Here is a 21,208-nt window from a genome sequence, read left to right as displayed (position 1 = left end):
GTGGGAGCGAGCCTGCTCGCGAAAGCCATATCCCAGACGGCGAGAATTACACCCGGTTCGGTGCTTTATCAGACAACCCAAGCATCCCCGCGCCACTTTGGCTAAAATGCCGGCCTTTTCCACCGACACCGCCGGACGCCGCCGTGAGCAAAGAACCCGATCGCCTATTCGCCCAGCCTTTGGCCCAGGTGCCTGACTTCGCCTTCAATGAAGACGTGGTGCGGGTGTTCCCGGACATGATCAAGCGCTCGGTGCCGGGTTACCCGACCATCGTCGAAAACCTCGGCGTGCTCGCGGCGCAATTCGCCCAGCCGAACAGCGTGCTCTACGACCTCGGCTCGTCGCTCGGCGCAGTGACTCAAGCCCTGCGCCGTCATGTGCGCACCGACGGCTGCCGGGTTATTGCTGTGGATAACTCGGCGGCGATGGTCGAGCGTTGCCGCGAGTATCTCAATGGTCAGGATTCGATGTTTCAGGAACTGCTGCCGGTCGAGGTAATTGAGGGCGATATCCTCGCGCTGCAATTTGAGCCCGCCTCCGTAGTCGCGCTGAACTTCACCCTGCAATTCATCGCCCCGGATCAGCGCACTGAATTGCTCTCGCGCATCCGTCAGTCACTGTTGCCCGGCGGCGCGCTGATTCTCTCGGAGAAGCTGCGCTTCAACGATGCCGAAGAGCATGCGCTGCTCACCGATCTGCACGTGGCGTTCAAACGCGCCAACGGCTACAGCGAACTGGAAATCGCCCAGAAGCGCAGCGCCATCGAAAACGTCATGAAGCCCGACAGCCTCGAAGAACATCGCGAACGCCTGCTGGCCGCCGGGTTCTCGAAAGTCGTGCCGTGGTTCCAGTGTCTTAACTTTGCCTCGTTGATTGCCTTGCCATGATTGATCTGTCCCCCCTCGCCCGGCGTCTGGCCGGTACACCGCTGGCCGAATGGGCCAACACGCTGCAAGCGCAACTCGACAAGAAAATGGACAAAGGCCACGGCGATCTGGAGCGCTGGCAAAGTGCGCTGGACGCCTTGCCGAAGATCCAGCCAAGCGAAGTCGACCTGCTCAACGGCCTGAAACTCGACACCGATTGCGACGACGACACCCGCGCGCAGATGCGCACCGCGCTGATGGGTCTGTCGCCGTGGCGCAAAGGGCCGTTCGACCTGTTCGGTGTGCATGTGGACACCGAATGGCGTTCGGACTGGAAGTGGTCGCGGGTCTCCCCGCACCTCGACCTGAAGGGCAAACGCATCCTCGATGTCGGCTGCGGCAACGGCTACTACATGTGGCGCATGCTCGGCGCCGGCGCCGACAGCGTGATCGGGGTCGACCCGAACTGGCTGTTCTTCTGCCAGTTCCAGGCGGTGCAGCGTTACTTGTCCGAGCCGAATGCCTGGCACCTGCCGTTCCCATTCGAAGACCTGCCGCCGAATCTGGAAGGCTTCGACACAGTATTTTCCATGGGCGTGTTCTATCACCGTCGCTCGCCGATCGAGCATTTGCTGGCGCTGAAGGATTGCCTGGTCAAGGGCGGCGAACTGGTGCTGGAAACCCTCGTGGTCGAAGGCGACAAGCATCAGGTGCTGGTGCCGGAAGATCGCTACGCGCAGATGCGCAACGTGTGGTTTTTGCCGTCGGTTCCGGCGCTGGAATTGTGGCTGCGCAGAGCCGGATTCAGCGATATTCGTTGTGTGGATGTCAGTACCACGACGGTGGAAGAACAACGCGGGACCGAGTGGATGAAGTATCAGTCGCTGAGTGATTTTCTGGATCCCGAGGATCACAGCAAAACCATTGAAGGGCTGCCGGCGCCGATGCGGGCAGTTATCGTCGCCAGGAAGTAAGCGTATTTTCCCATGACCGCGGTGGGCCTACCCCTCACCCCAGCCCTCTCCCCAGGGAGAGGGCGCTGATTGTTGAGCTTTTCAAAACTTGAGTCCGACTCGGTATTTCAGGTCGGCGGACTTGGTCCATTCAACTCGGTCGGTCCCCTCTCCCTCTGGGAGAGGGTTAGGGTGAGGGGCTTTTAGTGCGTCTGGCGCGGAAAAACTCGGTCAGCACCGCACCACATTCTTCAGCCAGCACCCCGCCCTCATACAACACCCGGTGATTCAAAAATCCCTGGGTAAAAAACTGCCCCTGACTCTGCACAATCCCGGCCTTGGGTTCCAGCGCGCCGTACACCACCCGCGCCACCCGCGAATGCACGATCAGCCCGGCGCACATGCTGCAAGGCTCCAGCGTCACATACAGCGTGCTGCCCGGCAGGCGATAGTTATCCACGGCCTGCGCGGCGGCGCGGATCGCGACCATTTCCGCATGGGCACTCGGGTCGCTGGTGCTGATCGGGCAATTGAAGCCGCGACCGATGATCACGCCATCGTGCACCAGCACCGCGCCCACCGGCACCTCACCGAGGGCAGCGCCCTGTGCGGCGAGGATCAAGGCTTCGCGCATGAAGTCGCGGTCGCGACTGCGGTCGATGATCGCCGCCGGGCGGATCTGGCGCATCACTTCACCTCGATCGCGGCCATCAGGCCGGTTTCCATGTGGTCGATGACATGGCAGTGGAACATCCACACCCCCGGGTTATCCGCCACCAGCGCCACTTGCGCACGCTCGTTCTTGCCCAGCAGATAAGTGTCGGTGAAGTACGGCACGACTTTGTGCCGGTTCGACGCGATCACCTTGAAGCTCATGCCGTGCAGGTGGATCGGGTGCTGGTACTGGGTCATGTTCTTCAATTCGAAAATATAGCTCTGGCCCAGTTTCAGGCTGGCAATCGGTCGGTCAGCACAGGTCTTGTCGGTGATGTCCCAGGCCTTGCCGTTGATCTGCCACAGGCTCGGCGGTTTGCCGTTTTCGGTGTTCACCGAGACCGAGCCGACCCATTCGAAATTGAAGTTGAGTTTCTCGGCATTGGCCAGGTCCGGCTCGGCCACCGGGTTGGCCGGCAGGGCCTTCGGCCAGTCCGTCGGCGCGTCGGTGTTGGCGACTGAACGCAGCGTGCCCAGACGCACCGGGCCGTTGCGCAGCGACAACTCTTCACCGGCCGCCGGCGCCTTGATCGCCAGGCAAATGCGCATGCCGGGGCCGAGCCAGTATTCCTTGCCCAATGGTCGTGGCTCGACCGGATTGCCATCCAGCGCGTAGATCTTCGCTTCGACACCGGGAATGTTGATGCGATAGGTCAGGGTGTTGTCGAGGTTAAGCAGACGCACCCGGGTGACCTGCCCGGCCGGCAGATCAATCACCGGCAGCGGCACACCATTGATCGTCGACAAGCGCCCGGCGGTACCGCCACGGGCCGCTTCGCGGGGGATGCTGAATTCGACGAACTGACCTTGCTCGTCGACATGCCAGTTCTTCAGGCTCAGGGTTTTCTCGTACTTGAAACCGGTCGGCTCGCGTTCCTCGATGATCAGCGGCCCGACCAGCCCGCGTCCGAGTTCTTCGCTGCTGCTGACATGCGGGTGATACCAGTAGCTGCCAGCGTCCGGCACACGGAATTTGTAGTCGAAATATTCGCCCGGCAGCACCGGCAGTTGCGACACGTAAGGCACGCCGTCCATTTCCAGCGGCAGGCGGATACCGTGCCAGTGAATGGTAGTCGCCACCGGCAAGTGATTGATGAAACGCACCCGCAGCCATTCACCCTGGCGCACGCGTAATTCGGTGCCCGGCGCCGACGGGCCGAACGCCCAGGCTTCGGTCTTGTGGCCCGGCACCAGCTCGACATCCAGCGGCGCGGCGATCAGTTCATAGTCGTGGCCGGCCTCGGCGTCGGCCATCTTGCCCAGCCAGTAACGCGACGCGCCTCCCGCGCCCACGCCAACGACAACAAGACCGGCCAGGCCACCGAGGATTTGGCGACGGGTAAAGGACATGAACTCAACTACCTCACGTATCAGCGACAGACCCCGAGGGATCCGCAAAAGGCGAATACGATACACCCGCAGTTGAGAAACAGTAAGGGCGACCTGCGGCCGCACGTCTTGTCGGCCTTATACGCGCAGCCCGGTAATCAGGTGCAGCACGCCGCCCTCAAGCGGCATGACGCCCGTCACACCGGCCACACTCAGTGCCTGACGGTCGACACGGGCCGCGTCGTGCAGCGCCACGCGCACCCGAGTCAGCGCCACCGGTTGCTGCGACTTGAGGTTATCCACACCACCCAGCGCCGCTACGATCTCGGCGCTCAGGCCGGCAACCGGTTCAGCGATGGCTTTCACCTCATCCGGGACCAGATCCGGCGTCAGTGCTTTCCAGAATGCCTGCTGCAATTTGTCGAACATGTTCAATTCTCCATAACCGGCGAGGCATCGACTTTCGCCCCATGAAACTGCTGCAAGGCTGCGCGCACGTCGGCGGCGCTTTCCAGGTTCGAAACCTGTTCGGCGATGATTCGACAGTCGGCCAGATCCACCTCGCGCACCGCCGACTTGATCGCCGGAATCAACGGCACGCTCACCGACAGCTCATCCACACCCAGCCCCAGCAGCAACGGCACGGCAAGGCGTTCAGACGCCATGGCGCCGCAGACGCCGACCCATTTGCCGTGGGCATGCGCAGCCTTCACCGTCATGGCAATCAGGCGCAGCACCGAAGGGTGAAAGCTGTCCGCCTGACTGGCCAGACGCGGATGATCGCGGTCCATGGCCAGGGTGTATTGGGTGAGATCGTTGGTGCCGATGGAAAAGAAATCCACGTGCGGCGCCAGCACATCGGCCATCAGCGCAGCGGCAGGCACTTCGATCATGATTCCCAGCTTTGGCAGGTGCGCCAGGCCCAGCACCCGCGCTTCTTGCTCGAGAATCTGCCGCGCCAGACGCAGTTCGGCCAAATTCGTGACCATCGGCAACATGATGTGCAGACGCGTCAGTTCACAGCAGGCGACGATTGCACGGAACTGCTCGCGCAACAGTTGCGGTCGCTCAAGGCACAGACGAATGCCACGCAAACCGAGGAAAGGATTGGTTTCGCTGTCCATCGGCACATAAGCCAGCGGTTTGTCGCCACCGACATCGAGGGTGCGCACCACCAGATTGTGTGCCGGCCCGATGGTGCGCGCGATGGCGCTGTAAGTGGCCACCTGTTCGTCATGGCTCGGCGCCTGTTGACGGCCCAGGTAGAGAAATTCCGAACGCAGCAGCCCCACGCCACTCGCGCCCAGCTCCATGGCCTGGGCGGTTTCGCCCTGCGAGGCAACGTTGGCGGTGACTTCGATGTGCTGACCGTCACGGGTGCAGGCCGCCTCGCTGGCCTGCGCCAGTTCCTGCTGATGACGCTGGCGCTGGCGCTCATGCCGCGTGCGCAATTGATCAATGGACTCGGCGTCCGGGTGCAACTGCAATTCGCCTTTGTCGGCATCGAGCAGCACCCGCGTGCCGTTGCCGAGCCCGAGCATTTGCGCCGGCATGCCGCAGATCGCCGGTAAACCGCAGGCTCGCGCGAGGATCGCGACATGGCTGGTGGCGCCACCGCCGACGGTGGCAAACCCGAGCACTTTGCGCGTATCGAGCCCGGCGGTCTGGGACGGGGTCAACTGATCGGCGATCAGAATGGTGTCGTCCGGCAACTCCAGCGCTTGTTCGTGAACACCGAGGATCAGCTTCAGCACGCGCTGGCCGACATCATCCAGATCCGCCGCGCGCTCAGCCAGCAAGGCATTGCCCAGCGAGCGAAACATCGCCGCCGTTGCGTCGGTGCTGGTCTTCCAGGCAAACGCCGCGCTGTTGCCCGCGTCGATCAGCGCCCGGGCCTGATCCAGCAGGCTCGGGTCGGCGAGCAGTTCCTGATGCGCCTTGAAGATCTCCGCCTGCGCTAGGCCGCTGGCGGTGTCGCGCAGATGTTGCAGGGCCATGTCGGCTTCGATCAGGGCTTGGCTCAACGCCTCCAGTTCAACTGGCGGCTCGGCGCCGAACTCGTTGACCATGAGCGACGCTTCGACAATCTGCATGACTTGCCCCAACGCCGAACCGGGCGAGGCGCAGACACCGCGCAGGATGTTCGGCATTTCCGCTGCATCGGCTTCGACCGGCGCGGGCGCTGTGACCGCTTCACCGCAGCCTTCGCCCAGCAAGCGTGTCAGCGCCGCGACCGCTGCCTCGGCATCTCCACCTTCGGCGCTGACCTGCACGCTGTCGCCATGGGCCGTTTGCAACGCCATGATCGCCACCAGGGATTTGCCGTTGGCTTGAGCTTGCAGCTTGTGCAGATGGATGGTCGCTGAAAATGCTTTGGCCGCTTGGGCGAATACTGCCGCCGGCCGCGCGTGCAGGCCATTGGGATTGGGCAGGTTGATCGGCTGCGAGAACACCGCGTCGCCCGGCACCGGCGCTGGATGTTCGCCGATGGCTGCGCCGACCACGACCTCCAGCACTGGCTGGCCCACCTCGACCAACCCGGTTGAGCCAACGAGTGAATCGAACGTCTCGCCGCTGACCACCAGCATCAAGGTCAACAAACTGCGCGCGTGCAGGGCAATGTAGTCAGCATCGAAGTCGATCAGCGGCTGCCCCGCTTCGACCCGCTGCCCCACGTCAACGCGGCGGGTGAATCCTTCGCCGGCGAGATTCACCGTGTCCAGGCCGATGTGCATCAACACCTGCACACCCGCATCACTGGTGATGGTGAGCGCATGCCCGCTGGTCTGCACATCGCTGATCAAACCGGCCAACGGTGCGCAGAGCGTTGACGAAGTCGGGTCGATGCACAAACCGTCGCCGATGATCCGCCCGGCAAACACCGGGTCGGGCACCTGGTCCAGCGCCATCAGCACGCCGGATAAAGGAGCCAGCAGCTGCAATTGTTGGGGTGTGGCCATGACATCACCTGAGCGTGTATTGATTGAATGAGCGGTCGCAGCCGCTTTGCTTATTTCCACCAGTATTCAACCTGCAGCCCGACATTGGCCCCGTGCCGTGCGTTGCCGAAGGCGCCGGTGTCGGACAGCGCCGAACCTTTGGCCAACAGGTTGGCGGCACGCTTGGCTGCCTGGTTCCAGCTGGCATAGGTGTAATAAAGACGTACTTCGGGCCGCGCCCAGAATTCCGGGCCTTTTGGTGACCAGGTCGGTGCAAAGGTGAACTTGCTCAGCTTGCGCGTGCCGTCCGCCGCCTCGACCTGATCGTGACCCAGTTCGGTCACCAGTTTGAACTGCTCGCTCAGTGCATAGGCCGGGCGCACACCGAGTGACAGCCAGTTCTGGTCGGCGTCGCCCTGACGAATATCTTTCTGATACACCGCCTGGAATTGTCCGCCAAAACGTGGCGTCAGTTGCCAGTCGAAGAACTCGACGATCCGATAACTCTTGTTGCGGTCATCAAGCCTGACGTTACCGGTATAGCCCAATCCGGTGCCCGGCCCTTCGCCGTATTGCAGCGCCAGTTTGTTCTTGCCGCCGAGAAAGTCCTGCTGCACGTGCTGAGTGGTAATCGCCCAGCCACGGTGGGCGTCGCGGCTGTCGGGCTTGTCGATGTAGCTGAGGCCGAACTCCAGTTCTCCGCCGCGGTTGCTGTTGAAACCGCCGACGTTGAAGTCGTGGCGGTTGATGTAATCCTTTTGGTAAAGGTTGTCCTTGCGCGAAAAGGCGTAGCTGTATTTCAGGCCACCGAGCAACACGTCTTCAATGCCTGCACCGGTGGCGCTCTGGTTCCAGTAATAGAAATCGGAAATATGGATGTCGTTACGTTTGTAGTAGCGCCGACCGGCCCACAGCGAGCCGCCATTGAGCGCAGGCATCGCCGACCATTGCGCGTAAGCCTGGGGCAGGCGAATCGAGCCGTTGTCTTCCTTGAACGTCAGGCTGCGGTCGTAGCGGTTGTACAGCGATGCCATGCCGTCGACGCTCAGCACCGAGCCGTCTTCGAGGGTGTACAGATCCTGGCGCAGCTCGAGCTCGCCGTACTGCTCGCACTCGTTACCGAGGCGATATTTGGTCTGCGCGCCGGGCAACTGGAAACACGACTGGCTGCTGCTGTTGACCGAGGTTCCGACACCGCTGCGCAGATAGCCGCCGAACTCCAGCGCCTGTGATGACGTGGGCATTGCCAGACAAATCCCCGCGACTGCCAGACTGTAATTTATGGTTGCTCTCATATATGCCACCCGTTGTTTTTATTGTGTGGTTGCAGGAATTCAGCGCGCACAAATCCCCGCGCAGCGTTCTGCGTGTTTTTTTCAAAGGTTGTTATTCAGTTAAAAAATCAGGGGTCGGTCAGGTGCAGCACGAAGGATTCGTAAGGTCGCAACTGCAGCAAACTCGTGCGTTGCGGGCAGTCCGGGTAGTTGCTGATCAGCAGGCGCTGCTCCTGGGCTTCGTCGATCAGCGCCGGTAGCTCGACCTCACAGGCAGTGCCATAGAAGTTGTTCACCACTAACAAGCGTTCTCCCGTCCCCTCGCGCAGGTACGCCCAGACCTGTGGATGCTCCGGCAACAACTGCCGATAGATGCCATCGGAGATCAACGCTTCAGTGCGGCGTAAAGCGATCAGGCGCCGATAGTGATGCAGCACCGATTCCGGGTCGTGCAGTTGATGCGCGACGTTGATCTGTGCGGCATTGGCCGGCACACCGATCCATGGTTCGCTGCGAGTGAAGCCGGCGTTGTGCCCGGCGTGCCAGTGCATCGGCGTGCGCCCGTTATCGCGGGACTTCTGCATGATCGCTGCCATGTTGTCGAGGTCGCTTGCCCCGGCTTCACGCTTGAGGCGAAAGATATTCAGGGTCTCGACGTCACGGTATTGCTCGATGCTCTCGAACCCCGGATTGGTCATGCCCAGTTCTTCGCCCTGATAGACGAAAGGCGTGCCCTGCAGAAAGTGCAGCGCGGTACCAAGCATCTTCGCCGACAACTCGCGGTATTCGCCGTCATTGCCGAACCGCGAGACCACGCGTGGCTGATCGTGGTTACACCAGAACAGCGCATTCCAGCCGCCACCCGCCTGCATGCCGGTCTGCCAGTCGGAGAGAATCTGCTTGAGCTGGAGGAAATCGAAATCGGCGCGCACCCACTTCTGCAGATTCGGGTAATCGACCTTCAGGTGATGAAAGTTGAAGGTCATCGACAGTTCTTTCGACTGCGGGTTGGAGTAACGAATGCAATGTTCGAGGCGGGTCGAAGACATTTCTCCGACATTGATCAGCTCATGCCCTTCGAAGACTTCGCGGTGCATCTGCTGCAAGTAGGTGTGCACGTTCGGCCCGTCGGTGTAGAAGCGCCGACCATCGCTGTCGTCTTCGGGGAAGTCCGCCGGTTTCGAGATCAGGTTGATCACGTCCAGACGAAAGCCACCGACGCCCTTGTCGCGCCAGAAGCGCATCATCTTGAACACTTCGTCGCGGACCTTGGGGTTGTCCCAATTGAGATCCGCCTGGGTGTGGTCGAACAGGTGCAGATAATACTGGCCGGTCTGCGCTTCGTACTCCCAGGCCGAACCGCCGAACTTGGATTCCCAGTTGTTCGGCTGGTCGCGCCAGATATAGAAGTCGCGGTAAGGGTTGTCGAGGCTGCTGCGCGCCTGCTGGAACCACACATGCTCGATCGAGGTGTGGTTGACCACGATGTCGAGCATCAACTTGATTCCGCGTTTGCCCGCTTCGGCGATCAGCAGTTCACAGTCGGCCATGCTGCCGTAGCTCGGATCGACCGCGTAGTAGTCGCTGATGTCGTAGCCGTTATCGCGCTGCGGCGAGCGCAGGAACGGCGTGATCCACAGGTAATCGACCCCCAGCCATTGCAGGTAATCGAGCTTGGCGACGATGCCGAGCAGATCGCCGGTGGCGTTGCCGGCATGGCTGTGAAAGCTCTTCGGGTAGATCTGGTAGATCACCGAACGTTGCCAGTCTTGCATGGCGGATTTCCCTCTTGAATTTTACGATCTCTGTAGGAGCTGCCGGAGGCTGCGATCTTTCGATTTTGAAAGGCAAGATCAAAGATCGCAGCCTCCGGCAGCTTCTACAGTTCAATTTCAGGCAACCCGGTAACCCGGGCGGACGATCTTCATGCTCAGCACGCAGGTCAGGGCAAACGGCACGAGCATTGCAATCAGCATCCCGATGACGAACATCGGGATGAACTGCGGAATGATCGAGATGAAACCGGGCAGGCCACCGACGCCGATGGCCGAGGCCTGGATCTTGTTCAGCGAGAGGAACATGCAACCCAGCGCCGAACCGGCCAGCGCGGCGTAGAACGGAAACTTGTAGCGCAGATTGACGCCGAACATCGCCGGCTCGGTGATGCCGAAATACGCAGAAATCGCCGAGGTAGAAGCCATGCTCTTGTCTCGCGCATTGCGCGTCATCCAGAACACCGCCAGGGCCGCACTGCCCTGCGCCAGATTGGACATGACAATCATCGGCCAGATGAAGGTGCCGCCCTGGCTGGAGATCAATTGCAGATCCACGGCGAGGAACATGTGGTGCATGCCGGTGATTACCAGCGGCGCATACAGCAAACCGAAAATCAGACCTCCCACCAACGGCGCCAGATCGAACAGCATCACCAGCCCTTCGGTGATGTAGATGCCGATATGCCGGGTCACCGGGCCAATGATCGCCAGCGCCAGCACACCAGTGACAACGATGGTGGTGATCGGCACCACAAGCAATTGCACGGCGTTGGGCACTCGCGCGCGCAGCCATTTTTCGATGACGCTCATCACGTACGCCGCCAGCAGGATCGGCAAGATCTGCCCCTGGTAGCCGACCTTTTCCACCTGGAACAGGCCGAGGATGTCGAAGTACGGCAGTTGCTGCCCGTCCAGCCCGGCCACGGCCTTGCCGTAATTCCAGGCATTGAGCAGGTCCGGGTGTACCAGCATCAGACCGAGGACAATGCCGAGGATTTCGCTGCCGCCGAAACGCTTGGCCGCCGACCAGCCGACCAGCGCCGGCAGGAACACGAACGAGGTGTTGGCCATCAGATTGATCAGGCTCCACAACCCGTCGAGGTTGGGATAGGCATCCAGCAGGGTCTGGCCCTCGATGAACATGCCCTTGGCACCGAGCAGGTTGTTGATGCCCATCAACAGGCCGGCAATGATCAGCGCCGGCAGGATCGGCATGAACACATCGGAAAACACCCGCACCAGCCGCTGCATGGCGTTTATCTTCTCGGCGCTTTTCTGTTTAACGTCGGCGATGGTCGATGCCGCCAGGCCCGTCTGCTGGCGCAGTTCGGCATAAACCTTTTCAACATCGCCCGGGCCGATGACCACTTGATACAAGCCGCCGGTGAAGAACGAACCCTTGACCAGATCGACGCCATTGAGCGCGGCCACATTCACCAGCGCGGGGTTCTTCAGCGCCAGGCGCAAACGCGTCACGCAATGCGCCGCCTGCTCGATGTTGTCGCGGCCACCGAGGCTTTCCAGCAGCTCCTTGGCGATGTTCGGGTAGTCATGGCTCATGCTTGTTCTTCCGTCGTGGATTGTTGTTATTGGCAGCACGCCGAGAGGAAAAATACTCGTCTGTACGAGTTAATGCAACAACTCGTCTGTACGAGTTTGCGTCCGTGGATGAACGTCAGAAAAATGCGGATTCTTCCTACTCCGACCTAAGATGTTTTCCTTCGTCCGCATGGACAAACCCCTACCCTGCCCTTAAGGTTCGGGGTTTTGAGCACCGTCGGCACAGAGTCCAGCCATGAGCAAATACAACCAGATCTACAGCGATTTGCTTGCCAGCATCACCACGCAGCGCCTGGAGCGCGGCGCCCGGCTGCCTTCCGAAACCGAGCTGATGGACACCTATCAGGCCAGCCGTGGCACGGTACGCAAGGCCATCGACCAGTTGCAGGAACGCGGTTTCGCTCAGAAGATTCACGGCAAAGGCGCGTTCGTGCTGTCGACCAACCCGATCGAATTCCAGCTCGGCGGCATCGTCAGTTTCCAGGAGACCCACCCGCGACTGGGCAACGACGTCAGCACCGAAGTGGTCGAGATGTGTCAGGTGCCGCTGGAAGGTGCATTGCTTGAACATATCAATGCCGAGCCCGGCAGCCCGATCACCCGGATCAAACGGGTGCGGCGCATCGACGGCAAACGCGTCATCCTCGACATCAACCACTTCGTCAGCGAGGTGATTCCCGACCTGTCTGCAGACATCGCCGAACATTCGATCTACGCCCACATCGAACAGACCCTGCAACTGCAGATCGCCTACGCCCAGCGCACCATCGAAGCCGTGCCGTGCAGCAAGGACGACCACCACCATCTGGACCTCGACGGCCAGAGCCATGTCATCGTGGTCAGCAACCAGACCTTCCTGCAGGACGGCCGCCAGTTCGAGTACACCGAATCGCGGCATACGCTGGACAAGTTCTATTTTTCCGATGTGGCGCGGCGCTGACGTTCGCCAACAGGCGAGCCCATTTCAAAATATGTGATTGGCTGACAAGCCGCGATGACCTCCGGTAGTATGCCGCCGTGGCTATGGAACACCTTCCTTCTATCCTCCATGAACTAGGGGTTCCGCTCTCCACACCGCGCCTGCTTATTGCAGGCGTTTTCGTATCGATTGCACAGGTGAGCATCGGCTCACTGGAAACGGCGACCAAGGAAGAAATCATGATCAATCAGGAGCTGTTCCTGCGGCGCCGTACAAAACTTCACGTCCCTGCCGGCTCTGGCGGAGCCACGCGCGCGCAGGTCGCATCAGCGGTCAAAGAAGTCGCGGCGTTTCGATATGTACTCTCTGAACCGCTGATCGAGCGAATCGGCATGCTCTCTGCGGTAGAACTCAAGAACTGGCTGCGTGAAGTCATTCGAGTCCTGCGCCGTCGCAGCGGTGCTCATGTACATCACCGACCGTTTTATCCTGACTTCCCCAATCAAGTCCTCGAAGCGACAGAGGCGGAGTTGTATCTCAACGCCGTCATTCACTACCACACACTTCGGCGCCTGCCACCCAGCGAACAGGTTCGGCCAGCCATGCTTGAAGGCAACTTCATCCATTGGGTCATCGAACCGGGAAGTGTCGGCGAGTTCGAGGCATTGCTCGAGCCGCTGGTCTCATCGCGCACCTCGCTGTCCGAAGAGGAAGCTGCGGATGTCAGCTGGTTTATCCGAACGTACAAAAGCGATGTGTTCCGTCTACTGCCCGAGACCGTTCCGTTTCGCGAGATTCGCGCGCTCGTTGGCGGCGCGCTAATCCTGCATATCGGCGACGATGCACAGGTTGAGGCTTTCCTTGAGCAAAATGTCGAAACGGCGACGGACGTGCTGCGCGTGGCGATCGCACTGCATGGTGGAGACGTGTCGCTGGCGACAGCGTTGACGCGCTTTAGCAAAATGAAACGTTCGATGCGTCGCAAGCTGTTGCGCCTGCTCGACCGCATGCCCAACGCTACCGAGGATGTGATGCGCCAGGCCGAACGCTGGAAACGTCTGGCCGAAGTCCTGCATCCAGGCGATTACGCTGAGAAGTATCCGCGAGCATTTGCGGCCATCACCGCAGCGCGACGCAATGATCCGCCGGCCTCGTTCGGGTCGCGTGTCGAAACCATGCTTGCCCAACGCCAGATCGCCGCGCTTACGTCGGTGCTGCAGGATCGTCCCGGAGAATTCGCGCGCCGTCTGGACGTGATGTTACGGCGTGCCACAGAACCGGACGCGGTGCTCGACGCCTTTGCGGCTGTCGCGGCGCAAGTGTCCTCACCTGTGCTGCTGCAATTACTGGCCCAGGTAAATGCCCCGCGCCCCCTGCCCTTGCGAGCGTTCACACCTAAAGGAGCGCTGGCGAAAGTCTTCGGCACTGCTGATCGTCGAGAGTCGATCGCACCGCAGGTATTGGCACGTGCCGCACAGATTTGCGAGAACGCCCTGATCGCACGTTTCGCGTCGCTGCCACCGCTGGGCCGCTGCTTTGTCGATCCGGCATTGCGCGAATACCGGGTGCCATTGGCACAGCGCGCCGCAGCGAAGTCACTGCGAACACTTGTACGCGGCAGTCGCTTGCCAATGCCCGATACGCGATTCATTCGCCTATTCCTGTGGTGGAAGAACGGTCGTGACCGCACGGACATCGACTTGTCCGCCGCCTTCTTCGACAGCGACTTCGTCTTCAAGGAAGCGGTCGCCTATTACAACCTCAAAGGTTATGGCGGTTACCACAGCGGCGACATCGTCGACGCGCCTAATGGCGCTTCCGAGTTCATCGACCTCGACCTTGATGCTCTCGTCAAAAAGGGCGTCCGCTATGTCGTTACGTCCCTCAACTCATTTACCTGGCAGCCATATTGTGACCTTCCTGAATGCTTCGCGGGCTGGATGGCCCGCGCCGATACGGCATCTGGCGAAGTGTTCGAGCCGCGCACCGTAGTCGACCGCATCGATATCGCCTCCGACACGAGTATCTGCCTGCCATTCGTGATGGACCTGGTGGAACGTCGCATGATCTGGGCCGATCTGGGGCTGACTTCATCGCCCCGCTGGAACAACGTCGACAACAACCTCAGCGGAGTTTCGTTGATGCTGCGCGCCCTGGTGCATACACCAAGGCCGGACCTGCACACGCTTTTCGATTTACACGTGCGAGCACGAGGCGAACGAGTGGCCTCTGCAGAGCAGGCGCAGAGGGTATTCGCACCTGAACAAGGGCTGACTCCGTTCGATACGGATCTTATTCGGTCTGAATATCTTTGATATCTGCGAAGGCATTGGCTCACTTTCAAAAGGACAACACGCGATAACCGGCTAACACCCTCCCCTTGAGCGCATGGGCCATCTTCTGCCTTTGTGTCTCAAGGATGAACACCCGAATGACCGCTCCCGAACGTCGTCTGCTGCCAAACGCAGCGGACAAAACCGCCCTCAAAGCCATCGCCACTACCATTGTGCAGAACTGCCCAAGCCTGCTGGATGAGGCCCGGCTAGTCGCGATCGAACTGCTGACCGCCAAGGGCCTATCTGGCCTTGATCCCGACCAGGTTTATTTCCATCGTTTCAAAACGGCGCAAAGCAGCACGCTGACCTTTACCGGTTGGGAGCACTTGCTCGAAAAGCCTTATGAAACGCTCACCCTCACGCAACTGGTCGTCCATCGATTTCGCGCCACCGACCAAGACAACGCAGATTTGCTGGGCCTTTACTGCGGCTTCTACTCGGATGGCCCGGGCGCGGAGAATTTCAATCAGAGCAACGAAGTGCGACTGCTTGGCAGCGATGTGCTGAAGGCATTCTGGGCCGTTGATTTCAGCACGCGTTACAGCGGTCAATTGACCAAATTCTGGCAAACCTCGTCGGACGATTTCCGCGCCCTGGCCAAGTGCAACTTCCTCAGTCAGGCGGTGCAGGCGCTGCAACAGGGGGACGTTGACGGCAATGACTTTCAACGCATCGTCACCTCGCTGATCGGCCCCGTGAGCTGGCCGGTAACCCTGCAAATGCTCCGATCGACGTACCCGGTCGGCGCGCAGGTGCGCACGCTGGATCTGGACGGTCATGTCGCCACCAACGTGCTGCGTCTTGTCGAAGACAGTGGCCGGCAGACCCTTTACCTGCCGGGACAGGCCCAGGCCTTTCGGCTGATGGACACTGCCGCGGATCTGCACTGGTGGCTGCTTGAGCAGATGAATTCAGAGCAGAAACGCTCTTTGTTTCTCAAGCACTTCTCGCTGGCTGACAGCAATCACATCACCGAGAACCTCACTGATCTGATGAACCGTTTGGTGAGCACCTGGGGCCACAGCGATCATCGGATGATCAACCGCAGCAACGTTGCGATCAGCGGTGACGCCTTCACGTGGTTAAGCGAGTCGACCCGCACGGGCATGGTTGCCGAGGCGCATCTGGTGCTCACGTCCAACAGTGACCTGCGCAAGAAACTCTGGACCGGCTATCTGAGCGCCGGGCTGAAAGTGTTCGGCCCGATGGCGGCCGTGGGCTGGCCTGCAGCTTTGCCGTTGATTGGGGCGGGCGTCGTCAACACGGGGCTGAACATCGATCAGGCGATCAACGGCATTACGGCGACCGAGCGTAGAGCCGGGGTTATCGGTGCGGTGCTCAGCGCTATCGAAACCGTATTCAATGTTCCGTTCCTGATTGGCACTGGCGCGCAGTTGGAAGTTGGGCCACAGGTTGAGTATGCCGAGGCTGAAGAGATGCGCGGGCTGATCGAACTTACTTCGGCTGACTCGCGGTCATTGCCGCCTCTGGATCCCCCGCCCGTCACGTCGTCCAATGAAACTGCCAGCGAGTTGGCAAACGAAATCCCTGGCGAAACGGCATTCGTCGATGTCACTGAGCCATTGATTACGCCTGCTCTGCCGCAAGGTTCGACTTTTGCGCAAGTACCGGCCAGCTATCGATGCAACGAGTTACTTGCGCAACACGCTGTAGAGGCGACGCCGGGGAAATACGAAGGCATCTACCGCCTCGACAAAGAACCCGGTCATGCCATCGAAATGGATGGCGCCGCCTATTACGTGCGCTACTTCGCCGACTCGCACGACGGTGGCAACTGGGCAATCATCAATCCCGAGCGTCCCAATCAGTTCGCTTATTCGTTGCCGGTCCGCCTGGGAAGCGCCGGCAAGTGGGAGCGCATGCCAGCGCTGCGGCTGCGCGGAGGCGGTCAATGCGTGGGCAAGGCATGTTTGCCGGAGACTGATGTGAGCTCAACCGAGGCAACACCGTCGGTGGACCTGCCACGCGTCGAACCGCTTCCAGGCGTTCCGTGTCCGCTACGCCCGGTTACGAAGCTCAAGGGTATCTCAGAGACGGAAATACCCGGAATGAGAAGATGGGCAATGAACTTGCCCAACGCCTCCGCCGAGACCACAAGCGCCGGGCGCCGCTATCTGCTGGCGACCGACCGCTACGTGGCCCATTTCGGAGAACAACGCACGGCTCTGCTGAACGACGCCGAAGCATTCTATCGGGAGTTGAAATGGATCAACCTGCCCCAGCGCCCGGTCATTCCGCCCGTCAGTCCGCAGATGGAGATCGATGAGTTGATTGATCTCATCTTTGCCAATACCGATGGACTGGCCGTCGGTGAAACCCTCGATCGCATCGCCAGCACGCGCTTCATGATCGAGAACATGCCAACGTTCGCGCGGCATATCAAAACCCTCTACGTGCGTGGATTGCTGAGTGATTTCGCCCAGGATGACCTCAACCATTTCTACCTGTCGGGGGACATGTCAGAAGACCTCAGTACCTATTTGTCCAGCCTGGGCACTGACCCTGAGAACCGGTTCAACATGCTCGAATTGATCCGGGCTGCCCAAGCCAATGGCGTCCGGGTTCATGGACTGGATGCAGCAGAAACCTGCACGCTGAAAGTCCCGCTCACGTCGATCGAAGAGCAGATGATCAAGGCGCGCCTCGCAACGCAGATCATGGAGCGTGACAAGCTGCTCAACAGACCCGGCAAGTGGGTGGCTCTGGTCGATGCCACGAATACCAATACCTTCAGAGATCTGGCAGGCATAAGCGAACTTCGGGGCGGCATCGGTTTGCGCATCGAAGAAGTCTGGCCCGACGAGGTGGCCGACCTCAGGATCGACCCGGGAGTGGAAGTCGCTCGCGGCCCGTTTTACAACGGGGCGACGACAAACAGCGCCTTCGACCCTCTGTTCGCTGACCTGCGATTGCAGGTCAAGGCCCCCGTGCCGCCATGGAATGATGCAACGCTGGAAAAGCTTCTGCCTCGCAATGGCATGTTCGTGATACGGAAAACAGAACCAAGCACATACACACTCGTGCGGCGCAACAGCGCCAGCAACATCGTGCAAACAAGGGTGCATTGCACCGCAGATGGCCGGTTTTATATCTGGGACCAGTCGATGCGCCGCATCACCGGCATGGTCTTCCGCGACATCGCCGCAGTAGCCGAGCGCCTGATCGAGCTCGGCATGACCCTGCAAAGTCGTTTACCCGCCTGACCTGTTTTCAGGGTCCTGAAACGAAAAAACCCTTGGCTCGAGGCCGAGGGTTTTTCGTTATTCGAACCGCAGCAGGATCATTCCCACTCTATTATTAATAAGCAGGTAAACGTCAGGAAAAACGGCGCATCTGGCGATGCAATTAGTACAGGACCATAAAAAATACCATTTGATATCTCAGCGCATCATTCATTATCTGTCGCGGATTATGCCGCGGCATTCGGAAGTAACTCCCTTGACTGACTCGCCTAACCTTCACAGGCCGCCCTTCGCTTTGCGAAACCTCAACCACACGTAGTGCCTCTTGCGTCCTGACGTGAGCATCGAGGGGCAATCCAATCAAGAATGGCCGATAACCCGAGCCTACCCATATCCGTACTGGGCTGATAGTTACCAAGCAGTGTCCGCCTGCGGTACACATTTGGGGTGCTTCTGACATCCAGTGATCTGGAAGCCCTGAGGGATGCGGCTTGTGCCTGAACAACCAATAGTGGCCTAATAGTATCTTTCGCCTTGCCCGCTGCGAAGGCTTCTTTCGACAAGGACTGTTGCATGACCTCCCAACCGACCCTGCAAGTCGATCCACTGCTCACGGCTAATCTCGATGCCCTGCTCAGCTCCGTGATCGATGCCGACCAGCGGCAGCTACAGATGCCCGCTGGCGCTCGGTCCGAACGGGAGACACTGAAAGACAAGCGCCTCCAGGAGTTGCTCGACCGCTGCCGCGAAGAAGCCCTGCAACAAGTGGTCGGCCCCTTCGGATTGACCCCGGCGATGTTCTCGGACATCGATGGTGGCAACGTCACCACCCAGCACAATGCTAACCAGGATATCTACGCCAAGGCATCCGAGCATTATGACCGGGAAGCCGACTACGATTACGCTGCCGCGAAAAAGCAGAAGATGAAGGATGCGGTGAAGGACGGCACGATGAATTCGCAAACCTTCATCGACACCTACACCAATGAAAATGCACCGACCAAGCGCACGGCCAAGTCAAATGGCAAGCTGGTGATGAACGCAGAGCTGGATCACACCATACCCCTGAAGCAAGCACACAAGGAAGGCGGCTGGATGCTTACTCCGGAGCAACGCAAGGCGCTGGCCTCGGAAAAAGACAACCTGCATTTCACCACCTTTGAAAATAACCGAGAAAAGAGTGATACCGCCGCAGAGACCGCGCTTTCTGCCGAAAACGGTTATGACGAATCCATTACCAAGCCGCTGATCGACAAGGCCCGCGCCGCCATCGACCAGCATCAGCCCGATACCAAAGACCGCTTGCTCTATCACGGCAAGGAGTTGGGCATTACAGGCGCGAAGGAATTCGGCAAGACAGGCCTCCGCAGGGCAGTGGGAGTGCTGTTGTTCGAGGTGGTCAACGGCAGCTTCGTCGAAGTGCACAAGGTGGTCAGCCAGCGTGACGATCAGCAGCCCCTGCTCGACCGTGTGATGGCAGCAGTTGAGCGTGTGCTCAAGCGCGTTCAGAGCAAGTTCAAGGCCGCCTTCGAGGCCTTCTTCGAAGGCGGCCTGCAAGGCCTTGTGAGCAACCTGCTGACCTTCCTAATCAACAACCTCATTACCACTTCGGCCAAGGTCGTGACGATCATCCGCGAAGGCATGCAGGAGCTGTTCAAGGCACTTAAGCTGCTGCTTTGGCCGCCCAAGGAGATGTCCGGCGCTGACGTCATGCGCGCCGTCAGCAAGAGCCTGGCCGGCCTGCTCACCCTCGGTGCCGGTATGCTCCTGGAGCAATCGATGAACACGTTCATCATTGGCATCCCGGTGCTCGCACCGCTGGCCGGCATGATTGCCCCGGTGCTCACCGGCCTTATGACCGGCCTCGCCAACGCCCTGCTGATGTACGCGATCGACTCGCTGATCGATTGGATGCTGGATAAGGGAACCGACTTCATCAACGCGCAGATCGATACCCTGCAAGCCACAGCCGAACTGGGCGAGCGCATGATCGAACAGGTAGAGCTGCAATTCCGGCTGTCGGCGCGCTACCGGATGATGGCCCAGCTCAATCAGCGTATCGCCGAGCGCTTCGACCAGGCAACCGAGGCCTCCCAAGCCTCGGTGCAGCACGCGCAAGGCACCATGGAAGAACAGGCTTCGACTATCGTCGCCCTATCCCAGGCCATCGATAGCAAAAAACAGTTCAACGAACGCCTCGGTTCGATGCTTCAGCAGTTCAGGAAGGAAACATAAGGGATGTCCAAGGTCATTGCCCAACTCGCCAGCACCGTCCCAAGCGACGACCTGCTCGCCCGTATCGACATCGCCGAGGTGTACGAGAAATTCCACAGCACCTTCAAACGTCTAGACGATTTCAAGAGGGTGCGCGACGAACACGAGCAGCGTAACTTCCTAGGCCGGCTTTTTCATCGTGGCGAACTGAAGAACGCCCAGCTCGACGCCCAGCAAGTGCAGGCGGAATTCTCCAAAACTCTCGCCCAGTTGATGGTGATCAGCTCGCTGCAGGCGCAGCAACTGACCGAACAGCAGGGGCAACTGGCCGACCAGCAGAAGACCTTGGATGCCAAGGCCGAGGAACTGGCACGACAGAACACGCGCCTCGAACAGCACCAGGCCGTGATCAAGCACCAGGCCGCTGGCTTGCGCCAATACGTCACAGACCTGTTGAAAGTCCAAGGACTGACCGACGAACACGGCGAGATGCTGATAAGCATCGCCAAAGAAGTGATGGAAACCCGGGATCGTCTGCTGGCGGACTTTGACAATCGCATGCAGCAGATGCAGGGGGTTCTGGAAGAACAGCAGCAGTTGCTCCGGGAAGTCCTAGATGAGCAGGCGAGCACTTTGGAGCAGCGCCTCACGAAGTTGCAGCAGGCGGTCGACTCAACCCTGGAACAACGTCTCACGGCTGTAGAGCGAGGTCTGCTCGCCGTACTCGACGAACAACGCCGTGAAGCCGCCAGCCAGACCGAACGGCTTGATGCCGACTTAGCCTTTCAAGCGCAGCTGCGGGACGAAAATCACCGCGACCTTGAGCGCCAGCTCTCGGAACTGCGCGAAGTGCTGGCCGAACAGAGCCAAGCGCTACTTAACGAACGCAGCGAACGGCAGCAGGAGCGGGCCGAGCGTCAAGCCGAGGTACATGCCCTGCGCAACGAACAGAAGAGCGGCGAAACACGCTTGCGCCGGGAGCAGCGTCGTCTCATGGCCGGACTGTGCGGCTTGGCATTGGTATGCGCCGGTGCCCTCGCCGGGTTCACCTTCTGGAACACGTCAAAGCCTGTTTTGGCCCCGGTCGAAATCCACGAATCTCAAACACCAGCGTCATGAGCAGCTT

14 protein-coding genes are annotated in these 21,208 nt (G+C 60.0%); 7 read left to right on the top strand and 7 right to left on the bottom strand.

Annotated elements, in window-relative coordinates:
- The first annotated feature begins 143 nt into the window (after nucleotides 1-143).
- Together cmoA and cmoB are read left to right on the top strand one after the other, a co-directional pair.
- A complete protein-coding gene (cmoA, locus tag ACZZ0K_RS02790; RefSeq protein ID WP_252878841.1) occupies nucleotides 144-887 on the top strand; it encodes a carboxy-S-adenosyl-L-methionine synthase CmoA in 744 nt (247 codons plus the stop codon).
- On the top strand, nucleotides 884-1,840 hold the full coding sequence (cmoB, locus tag ACZZ0K_RS02785; protein WP_095181720.1) for a tRNA 5-methoxyuridine(34)/uridine 5-oxyacetic acid(34) synthase CmoB: 957 nt from the start codon (nucleotides 884-886) through the stop codon (nucleotides 1,838-1,840). Before cmoA ends, cmoB begins: the two co-directional genes overlap by 4 nt.
- Before the next feature lie 166 nt (nucleotides 1,841-2,006).
- Here cmoB and tadA read toward each other — a convergent pair whose 3' ends face one another.
- From tadA to treP, 7 genes are all read right to left on the bottom strand, one after another.
- The gene (tadA, locus tag ACZZ0K_RS02780) at nucleotides 2,007-2,507 is read right to left on the bottom strand and encodes a tRNA adenosine(34) deaminase TadA (protein ID WP_252882622.1); all 501 of its coding nucleotides are present in this window, start codon (nucleotides 2,505-2,507) and stop codon (nucleotides 2,007-2,009) included.
- Complete coding sequence (locus ACZZ0K_RS02775; protein ID WP_041479914.1) at nucleotides 2,507-3,883, bottom strand: multicopper oxidase family protein; 1,377 nt, start codon at nucleotides 3,881-3,883, stop codon at nucleotides 2,507-2,509. Before ACZZ0K_RS02775 ends, tadA begins: the two co-directional genes overlap by 1 nt.
- A 117-nt stretch (nucleotides 3,884-4,000) precedes the next feature.
- A complete protein-coding gene (locus ACZZ0K_RS02770; RefSeq protein WP_258707151.1) occupies nucleotides 4,001-4,291 on the bottom strand; it encodes a PTS transporter subunit EIIB in 291 nt (96 codons plus the stop codon).
- A gap of 2 nt (nucleotides 4,292-4,293) precedes the next feature.
- Entirely contained in the window at nucleotides 4,294-6,822 is a 2,529-nt protein-coding gene (ptsP, locus tag ACZZ0K_RS02765; protein WP_252884794.1) for a phosphoenolpyruvate--protein phosphotransferase, read from the bottom strand.
- A 50-nt stretch (nucleotides 6,823-6,872) separates the two neighbouring features.
- Nucleotides 6,873-8,096 carry a maltoporin gene (locus ACZZ0K_RS02760; protein WP_252884795.1) on the bottom strand — a complete coding sequence of 408 codons (1,224 nt, stop codon included), beginning with the start codon at nucleotides 8,094-8,096 and terminating at the stop codon, nucleotides 6,873-6,875.
- A gap of 107 nt (nucleotides 8,097-8,203) precedes the next feature.
- Entirely contained in the window at nucleotides 8,204-9,850 is a 1,647-nt protein-coding gene (gene treC / locus ACZZ0K_RS02755; protein ID WP_056790136.1) for an alpha,alpha-phosphotrehalase, read from the bottom strand.
- A gap of 117 nt (nucleotides 9,851-9,967) precedes the next feature.
- Nucleotides 9,968-11,410, bottom strand: a complete 1,443-nt coding sequence (gene treP, locus ACZZ0K_RS02750; protein WP_041479919.1) for a PTS system trehalose-specific EIIBC component — start codon at nucleotides 11,408-11,410, stop codon at nucleotides 9,968-9,970.
- Between the two features lie 235 nt (nucleotides 11,411-11,645).
- Between treP and treR the strand changes: the two genes are divergently transcribed.
- The 5 genes from treR (at nucleotide 11,646) to ACZZ0K_RS02725 (ending at nucleotide 21,201) form a co-directional block, all read left to right on the top strand.
- On the top strand, nucleotides 11,646-12,350 hold the full coding sequence (gene treR / locus ACZZ0K_RS02745; protein WP_056790138.1) for a trehalose operon repressor: 705 nt from the start codon (nucleotides 11,646-11,648) through the stop codon (nucleotides 12,348-12,350).
- Nucleotides 12,351-12,433: 83 nt separating this feature from the next.
- Complete coding sequence (locus ACZZ0K_RS02740; protein ID WP_252886068.1) at nucleotides 12,434-14,644, top strand: TerD family protein; 2,211 nt, start codon at nucleotides 12,434-12,436, stop codon at nucleotides 14,642-14,644.
- Between the two features lie 116 nt (nucleotides 14,645-14,760).
- The gene (locus ACZZ0K_RS02735) at nucleotides 14,761-17,889 is read left to right on the top strand and encodes a membrane-targeted effector domain-containing toxin (RefSeq protein WP_258707152.1); all 3,129 of its coding nucleotides are present in this window, start codon (nucleotides 14,761-14,763) and stop codon (nucleotides 17,887-17,889) included.
- Between the two features lie 552 nt (nucleotides 17,890-18,441).
- Nucleotides 18,442-20,103, top strand: a complete 1,662-nt coding sequence (locus ACZZ0K_RS02730) for a hypothetical protein (protein ID WP_258707153.1) — start codon at nucleotides 18,442-18,444, stop codon at nucleotides 20,101-20,103.
- A 3-nt stretch (nucleotides 20,104-20,106) separates the two neighbouring features.
- Nucleotides 20,107-21,201, top strand: coding sequence for a coiled-coil domain-containing protein (locus ACZZ0K_RS02725; protein WP_258707154.1), 1,095 nt, complete (start codon nucleotides 20,107-20,109; stop codon nucleotides 21,199-21,201).
- Nucleotides 21,202-21,208: the final 7 nt, after the last annotated feature.

This window comes from Pseudomonas sp. AC255, assembly GCF_979258175.1.
The sequence above is the reverse complement of the archived record's forward strand: the minus strand, read 5'-3'. Positions and strand labels throughout refer to the sequence as shown.